The 3,989-nt window shown below is 25.7% G+C and carries 8 protein-coding genes; 7 read left to right on the top strand and 1 reads right to left on the bottom strand.

All coding sequences use genetic code 11. The annotated features are described in order from the left end of the window. Positions 1–159: 159 nt before the first annotated feature. From PKV21_09465 to PKV21_09435, 7 genes are all read left to right on the top strand, one after another. Entirely contained in the window at positions 160–411 is a 252-nt protein-coding gene (locus tag PKV21_09465; GenBank protein ID HOM27713.1) for a hypothetical protein, read from the top strand. A gap of 14 nt (positions 412–425) precedes the next feature. Continuing rightward, positions 426–842: a hypothetical protein gene (locus PKV21_09460; protein HOM27712.1), complete on the top strand. Its 417-nt coding sequence runs from the start codon at positions 426–428 to the stop codon at positions 840–842. 2 nt (positions 843–844) lie between these two features. Next, positions 845–1,297: a hypothetical protein gene (locus PKV21_09455; GenBank protein HOM27711.1), complete on the top strand. Its 453-nt coding sequence runs from the start codon at positions 845–847 to the stop codon at positions 1,295–1,297. Further along, positions 1,294–1,569 carry a hypothetical protein gene (locus PKV21_09450; protein HOM27710.1) on the top strand — a complete coding sequence of 92 codons (276 nt, stop codon included), beginning with the start codon at positions 1,294–1,296 and terminating at the stop codon, positions 1,567–1,569. The genes PKV21_09455 and PKV21_09450 overlap by 4 nt, the downstream gene beginning before the upstream one ends. A gap of 205 nt (positions 1,570–1,774) precedes the next feature. Continuing rightward, the gene (locus tag PKV21_09445; protein HOM27709.1) at positions 1,775–2,293 is read left to right on the top strand and encodes a hypothetical protein; all 519 of its coding nucleotides are present in this window, start codon (positions 1,775–1,777) and stop codon (positions 2,291–2,293) included. Beyond that, positions 2,290–2,556 carry a hypothetical protein gene (locus PKV21_09440; GenBank protein ID HOM27708.1) on the top strand — a complete coding sequence of 89 codons (267 nt, stop codon included), beginning with the start codon at positions 2,290–2,292 and terminating at the stop codon, positions 2,554–2,556. Before PKV21_09445 ends, PKV21_09440 begins: the two co-directional genes overlap by 4 nt. Beyond that, entirely contained in the window at positions 2,537–3,358 is an 822-nt protein-coding gene (locus PKV21_09435) for a hypothetical protein (protein HOM27707.1), read from the top strand. The genes PKV21_09440 and PKV21_09435 overlap by 20 nt, the downstream gene beginning before the upstream one ends. 416 nt (positions 3,359–3,774) lie before the next feature. Here PKV21_09435 and PKV21_09430 read toward each other — a convergent pair. After that, a partial coding sequence (locus tag PKV21_09430; protein HOM27706.1) for a hypothetical protein occupies positions 3,775–3,989 on the bottom strand: 215 nt, incomplete at its 5' end.

Raw genomic sequence — 3,989 nt, 5'->3', positions numbered from 1 at the left:
TGATATGTTTGGAAGGGGATGGAATAAAAGAATTATATCTCTGTATGAGTATTTATTAACAGATTATAAAGAACTGAAATGGGATTAAATAAAATTGAAATATGGTTTTTAAGAAAAAAGTTTAAAGAATTGAAGAAAAGATATCCCAGGGAGGTAGAAATGGTAATTTTTATTATTACAAGGATTTTTTGGTTGGCTTCTTTAATATTAAAAGAATTCGGAGTTTTTGTTGGTCTTGTAGAACAGATAATAAAACTTCTTGCAGGTATAGTATCATTTACACCTTCAAGGTATGATGATGAGCTTATTCAAATAGTTGAAGATATGTTTGATATCTGGCAGAGAAAAATTTACAAAGGATGTCAAATTATAGTTGATTTTTATGAAAATATTTTCAAAAAAATTACATAAAAGGAGGTGAAATAATGAAAAAGATTATATTATTTTTAATCGGGGCATTTTTAATATTGTTTTTTAACTTAAAAGCAGAAGAAAATCAAGTCCCAAACCCATTCAAAGAAATAGTTGAATGGACTTATCAACAGAATGTTGGACTGACACTGTTTTATGATTTGGATAAAAAAGACTATCTTTTTGGAGCAAAATGGCAGTTTTTAGAGACAAAACATCAATGGATTAATACAGGACTTTTTGCAACTGAAAAACCATCAACTGGAATTTATATTGGATTTAATCTTGGTAAGTTCATTGAAAAGATAAAAGGACAACCAATGATTTACTTGAACCATCTGGAAGTTGGTTATGCTATCACTTGGGACTTGAGCTCTACTAATGACAGAAGAGATGGAATGTATATAAATGTCATTAAAATTGAATTTTGAAAATGGGTAAAAAACAAAAACTTGGAAGAGGCGATATAATATTCTTTTATCCAAACAAATTCTATCAGAGGATTATAGCGTATTTTGATGGTAAATATTGTCATTGTGGAATTTATTTAGGAGATAATCAGATAGCTTCAGTGGGTTTTAGAGGTCTTACCATAGAAAATCTTGATAATTATAAAAATAATAAATTTGATATTTTTGAGATAAAAGATATATCAACAACTAAGAAAGAAGCTATAATAAAACATTTTTTAGGTTTAATGCCTATTGTTAAATATGATTTCTTTGGAGTATTGAATTTTATCTTCAGATGGTTCTGGAATATACCCCAGAGATTCTATTGTTCAGAAGCAATAGCATATAGTCTTTATTGTAATGGTTTTGTGTTAGAAAAATTAGAATTAAGTCCTTTAGAACTGAGTAATCAAGATATTTTAATAAAAAAATGATTAAATTAAATAAAGAGTTATATTTAGAGATAAAGAAAATACATAAAGCAAATGGTTTATTTGATACATTTCAAGATGATAAATATTTAATTCAAATAGATGAGAGATTATCTTTCAAAAAGACGATAGAGGTTCTATTTCACGAGATTATTAATTATCTTTATGAAAAAGGCAAAGTTAACAGAAATGTTAACGATGAAAGATTAGCAAAGCAAGTAGAGAGAATAACAGAAAAAGCTTTAACTTATATTTTAAAGAGGTATTTCAAATGAAGAAAAAATATCAAAATAAATTATATGAATTATCACCTGATACTTATATAGTAATTCCGAGATTTAAATATTTTCAGAACAGAAACTTAGCAACTAAAATTCATAAATCAAAGAAATATAAGTCAAGAAAAAGACTTAAAGATGAACTTAGAAAAGAGATTAAAGAATACTTGACATAAATTAAAGAATTTAGTATAATTAAAATATGAGAATTATTTTTGATTTAGATGGAGTAATAAGAGACTTGGTATCCTGTACAGATAAGAATATAAACGATATCAAAGAATGGGATTATTTCAATGTTTCTGTTATAGACAAAAATCCTGAGTTAATTCTGAGATGTAAGCCTACTGAATATTATCCTATCATAAAAAAATTCTTTAATAATCAAGAACTTATAATTTACACTCATCAAAGAGAATCTTGGAAGAAATATACTGAGTCCTGGTGTAAGAAATATTTACAGAGATTCAAGATATATTATTTTGATTCTATTGAAGAAAAGCTAAATTATTTAGATTCTGGTGATTATCTTATAGAAGATTATCCATTCAAGAATATCTTAGATAAAAATATAGTTCTTATAGATAGACCATATAATAAATCAGGCAAATGTAAAATCAGGATTTTAAGTCCTATAGGGCTAAAATATTTTTTAATAGCTACTTCAACAGAAGATAAAAGAGTTTTTAGTTTAAGTAAATCAGTTGAGGTAAATATATGAAAGGCAGGAAATGGAATAAAATAGAAGATGAGATTTTGAGAAAGATATATCCAAGGTTTTTGTTAAGAGAAATTTCAAGAGATTCACTTGAAAGAATCTTTAATCGTTCTATTCAATCTATCTATAAACGAGCTTCTTTATTAAATCTTACAAACCAAGATGTTCTCAAAACAGATTTTAATGAGCTAAAAAAATATCTTTTTAAGGACGAAATAGAAAAAATCTTAAAAGAGGTAGACAAAAATGACAAAGAAAAATACTAAAATTTTGTTCTTATCAGATACTCATATCGGTTCTAAATTAGCTATATTTCCTGAGAAATTTGAGACTTCTGAGGGTAATATAGTCAAATCTAATTTAATCCAAGATACTATCAGAAAATATTTTTTCAATACTTTAAGAAATATAGAATCTGAGTTTGGTAGTATAGATTATATAGTTCACTTAGGAGACACTATACAAGGTCCTGATAGAAAAGGCAGAAAAATATTCTTGAGTCTATCTAATTTAGATGACCAGATAGAAGCTTTCTGTCAGTTATTTAAGCCATTGAAAGAATACCAAGGCATAGTATTATCAAATTCTAATTATCACGATTCTATAGATTCACGAGCTTCAAAAGTTATAGCAGATAGATTCAATTGGAAATTTATAGAGACTATGACTAACATAACATTCAAACCTTCTAAAAGAGTTTTCAATATAGCTCACGAGATATCTTCTTCATTTGTATATTTAGCATCTACACTTGACAGAGAAGGATTATTCTTAAAGATGGCAGAAGCTTTTAATAAATTCCCTAAGATAGATTGTGTTGTTAGAGGTCATTTACATCTCTTCCAAGAAATACATCAACGAGATTTACATTTATTACTTGTGCCTGGACTTACTCTATTGGAACCTAATAAAATCTCAGTCAAATACTTAGGCAGAAAATTACCTGATATAGGCTTTTGTGTCTGTATTATAGACCATAAAGATAGAATAAGATTTCTTCATTTTCTTTATGAGAATGATAAAGCATTATATGAATATTATTTCAATAAGATTTTAAAAGAAACATAATCTAACCTTCTTTTAAAATACCTTTTTTAAAGCATAGGATAAAAATATAGAAGAGATTTTCATTTAGGTAATGGTATTATATTAACCTATCAAAAATCTTTTCTTTATTTCTTTGCTATTTAATATTTAATACTTGAAATTTAACTTAAATCATTGATAATCAATAACTTAAGAATAATTTAGTAATTTATCTTATCTATTGAAACTTTAAATACTCAAAAAAATAGGGTTAGACCTCTTTTTAAAACCTATGTTTTATAGGGTTAGCATTCAAATACAAACGAGATTTTTAGTTAGGTAATGGTATAATATTATCCAGTAAAAAATCGTGGCTGTATTTCTTTGCTTTTTGAATTTTATATACCTAAATTTATGTAAGTTATTGAATATCAATTACTTAAGAATTTAATAGAATTTCAAATTAATTCATAGAATTCTTGTTCAGAAAATTCAATGTATTCAGAGTCAGAATAAATATAATATTTTAATTTATTTTTGATTTTTAGAATTAGTATAACTAAATCAAAATCATTGAAAATATCAGGTAATAGTTTTAATTTATTCAGTTTTTCAGTTTTTCTATATCCAGTAGAGATTTGAATCCAGAGAGTAGGTTTGTTTTTCTTTTTAG

The organism is bacterium (genome assembly GCA_035371905.1).
Lineage (GTDB): Bacteria > Ratteibacteria > UBA8468 > B48-G9 > JAFGKM01 > JAMWDI01.
The sequence above is the reverse complement of the archived record's forward strand: the minus strand, read 5'-3'. Positions and strand labels throughout refer to the sequence as shown.

Excerpts from the sequence above, each read along its gene's own strand:
- PKV21_09460 (HOM27712.1), top strand. The coding sequence starts at position 426 with ATGAAAAAGATTATATTATTTTTAATCGGGGCATTTTTAATATTGTTT.
- PKV21_09445 (HOM27709.1), top strand. The coding sequence starts at position 1,775 with ATGAGAATTATTTTTGATTTAGATGGAGTAATAAGAGACTTGGTATCC.
- PKV21_09435 (HOM27707.1), top strand. The coding sequence starts at position 2,537 with ATGACAAAGAAAAATACTAAAATTTTGTTCTTATCAGATACTCATATC.
- PKV21_09455 (HOM27711.1), top strand. The coding sequence starts at position 845 with ATGGGTAAAAAACAAAAACTTGGAAGAGGCGATATAATATTCTTTTAT.
- PKV21_09440 (HOM27708.1), top strand. The coding sequence starts at position 2,290 with ATGAAAGGCAGGAAATGGAATAAAATAGAAGATGAGATTTTGAGAAAG.
- PKV21_09450 (HOM27710.1), top strand. The coding sequence starts at position 1,294 with ATGATTAAATTAAATAAAGAGTTATATTTAGAGATAAAGAAAATACAT.
- PKV21_09465 (HOM27713.1), top strand. The coding sequence starts at position 160 with ATGGTAATTTTTATTATTACAAGGATTTTTTGGTTGGCTTCTTTAATA.